We start from the raw sequence: 3,172 nt of genomic DNA on the forward strand, positions 1-3,172 counted from the left end.
ATAAAGAACTGGTCTAGTAGAGCAGGTGTTGCACTTCAATTTTAAATCGAGGTTTTTTTTGAAAACGTGGTGAAAAAAGTTTTTTTATTTTCTGAGAATCCGATTAGTCAGCTGGCATGATTTCTTACCTGGCGCCAATCAAACCGGTTTTCAATCCGAGTTCTGGCGATTCGTTAACACCTGGATTATTTAAACGGCTCATTGACTCGCAATCAGAAAAAAGTGCACAAAAAAACCAGCCACACACAGTGACTGGTTAAAGTTGGGCTAGCTGGGTTCGAACCAGCGCATGACAGGATCAAAACCTGTTGCCTTACCACTTGGCTATAGCCCAATAATAAAATGGTGGGGAGTGGATTCGAACCACCGAACCCGAAGGAGCGGATTTACAGTCCGCCGCGTTTAGCCAGACTTCGCTACCCCACCAGAAACTTGAAACGCCGAAACGAATCAACGTTTATTATCATACAGAATTCTGCATAAATCGTCAAGCATTTTTTGCCATGTTTTTAGTTTAAATTCAGAATACGGACCCGTTGCCGCCATTCTGAAGCAAAATCATCCTGAGTCCACTCGTTAATCCGCCGGTTATGGTAGCCGACTGCCTGATCGTAATACCAGGATCCGTCCAGTTGCCGAGGCGTAAAGTGGCGGTGAACGTGCCCAAAGAGGACCGTTTCTACCTGATTTTTTGCCAGCAACTCCCCCATTTGGGGACTACCTAACAGCGCGTTGGCCATATTCCAGAAACGGTTGTCATCCGTGTAACGAATGAATTCCCGTCGGGGCACAAAGTGGGTCATGAACAGCACTCGTTTGCCAGCGTCACGGGCCAAGTCGAGTTGGTCTTGAATCAAGGGCAGTTCCGCCGCCAAACGTTCCGGATCGGACTGTGGCTGAGAGATACTGCCATCCACCCAGAAGGCCCGCTTCCAGGTCGCAAAGTCTCGGCCTGGAAGGTTATCGGCAAAACCATAATCATACCAGCCGTTGTTCCCCACGATCCGCCAATTGGTTCCGGCAACATCTAAAACCTGTTGATGGAGGTAGGTGGGTGCCAGAGACGTCCCTAACTCGTCGTAGGTGACGTCGTGGAGCATATCGTGATTCCCAGCCACGAAGCGGACCTGCGCGGGTTCTAAGGCCGCCTGCATGCGTTCAGCATAGGCTAACGACTGGGCGAAGTGATTGCTGATGTCACCAGCAATGAGGTACACCCCTACTTGGTGTTGCTTCAACCAAGCCACGTGGGCTGGGATGACGGTGTCGAGTTCTTGATGGTTCACGTCAAAATGCAGATCACTAACCAATGCCACTTTAACCACGAAAAAACCTCCTCCACAAAAAAAGTGCTACCCCCATAGAGTAGCACTTTTTACCGGTTAAATTGATTATTTAATTCCGGCCATTAAATTCTTAATAGGTTTTACCAGAGCGAACAGGATTAATCCAGCGACGATGGCCACAATGGCTACGCCCAGGAAGTACCCACCTTCGTTACCTGGCGTGTACAGCTTAACGGCTTGGGCGTTAACAGCTTGCCCAGCGGCATCGGCCAAGAACCACATACTCATCATTTGAGATTGGAACGCCTTTGGTGCCAGCTTGGTCGTCACCGACAACCCAATTGGGGAAATCAACAGTTCGGCAATTTCAACGATTGCCCAACTCCCGACTAACCACAGTGGGCTAATCTTAGCATCCGTCCCAAACAACGTTACAGGAACAAACATCAGTAAGAAGGAAGCCCCGGCGAACAACATCCCAGTTGCAAACTTGGCTGGTGAACTTGGTTGCTTCTTACCCCAACGGTTCCACAGCATGGCAAAGAATGGCGTGTAGATCAGGATGAACAGTGGGTTTAACATCTGGTACCAAGAAGGTAAGATGTGGAAGCCCAAGAAGTCGTTGTTCGTTTGGTTAGCAGCGAATAAGGCCAAAACAGATGACCCTTGTTCTTCAATTGCCCAGAAGATCGTTGCGGCAATGAAGAGTCCGAGGTATGCCCAAACGTGTTTTCTTTCGGTTGGCGTAACCTTCTTACTCGTCAGGAAGATGACGAAGTAGATCACAGGTGCTGCCAAGGCAATAGTAGAAAGTAACATCACGAAGTTGTTTAAGTTCAGAGAACCTAACAAGAACATCAAGAGAACGACCAACCCGAAGGCAACTAAACCAACGAGCGAACGAACGGTTAACTTAGACATGTCACCTGGTTCCAAGGGGTCGGTTGGGTAAAGACTTTCCTTGCTCAGGTACTTCTTACCACCGTACCAATATTGAATCAAACCAAGGAACATCCCGATAGCGGCCAGAGAGAACCCTAAGTGGAAGTTGTACTTCAGACCTAACCACCCAACGATCAGTGGGGCAACCAGGGAACCTAAGTTAATCCCGAAGACGAAGATCGTGAACCCGGCATCACGCCGAGTGTCACCTTCGTCATAGAGACCCCCAACCATTTCGGAAACGTTAGGCTTTAACAGCCCAGTCCCCAAAACGATCAAGAGAATGGAGATGAAGAGTGCCATAGCACCGGCAGGGATTGATAAGGCAATATGCCCGAACATGATTAAAATCCCACCAATAAAGACAGTCTTACGACTCCCCCATACCCGGTCACTTAAGTAACCACCTAAAACGGATGCCAAGTAAACCATGGACCCGTAGATGGACATTACCGAAGCAGCCGTGGCTTGGTCAAAGCCCAGACCACCCTTGGTAACAGAGTAGTACATGTAGTAGATAAGGATGGCCCGCATCCCATAGTAACTGAACCGTTCCCACATTTCGGTGAAGAACAGAGTCGATAACCCCCGCGGTTGACCAAAGAAAGTGCGGTCTTGGGTAGGCGTTTCTGGTTTGTTATTCAAAACGATAATACCTCCAGTACGATTGTTAAAATGAATATTTTTATTTTTGTTTCGCCGTCAAGAAAAAGGCGGCCGGCAAAGTGTCTCATAGACCTCTAATAAAACATAGTAGTAATTATACTGCATGAAGTGCCGTTACGCAACGGTTTTCGGTGGAGAAAGCGCTGCATACCGCGTCACGCCTAGGAAAAAATAATGATGAAAACATGAGCCGTCTCATGCAATCCTTTTATTTTTTATTCATTCCTCGATTTAAAATTGAAGTGCAACACCTGCTCTACTAGACCAGTTCTTTATTC

The 3,172-nt window shown here is 47.8% G+C and carries 2 protein-coding genes and 2 tRNA genes; all 4 read right to left on the minus strand.

Annotated elements, in window-relative coordinates; translation table 11 throughout:
• Positions 1-262: 262 nt before the first annotated feature.
• The 4 genes from IV54_RS09920 to IV54_RS09935 all read right to left on the minus strand — a co-directional run bounded on the left by IV54_RS09920 (position 263) and on the right by IV54_RS09935 (position 2,873).
• Positions 263-334, minus strand: a tRNA-Gln gene (locus IV54_RS09920).
• 9 nt (positions 335-343) lie between these two features.
• A tRNA-Tyr gene (locus IV54_RS09925) sits at positions 344-426 on the minus strand.
• Positions 427-509: 83 nt separating this feature from the next.
• Positions 510-1,325, minus strand: a complete 816-nt coding sequence (locus IV54_RS09930) for a metallophosphoesterase (protein ID WP_237756714.1) — start codon at positions 1,323-1,325, stop codon at positions 510-512.
• Positions 1,326-1,391: 66 nt separating this feature from the next.
• The gene (locus IV54_RS09935; protein ID WP_057879175.1) at positions 1,392-2,873 is read right to left on the minus strand and encodes a peptide MFS transporter; all 1,482 of its coding nucleotides are present in this window, start codon (positions 2,871-2,873) and stop codon (positions 1,392-1,394) included.
• Positions 2,874-3,172 lie beyond the last annotated feature (299 nt).

The sequence above is a fragment of the Levilactobacillus paucivorans genome, from assembly GCF_001437125.1.
GTDB classification, from domain to species: Bacteria; Bacillota; Bacilli; order Lactobacillales; family Lactobacillaceae; genus Levilactobacillus; species Levilactobacillus paucivorans.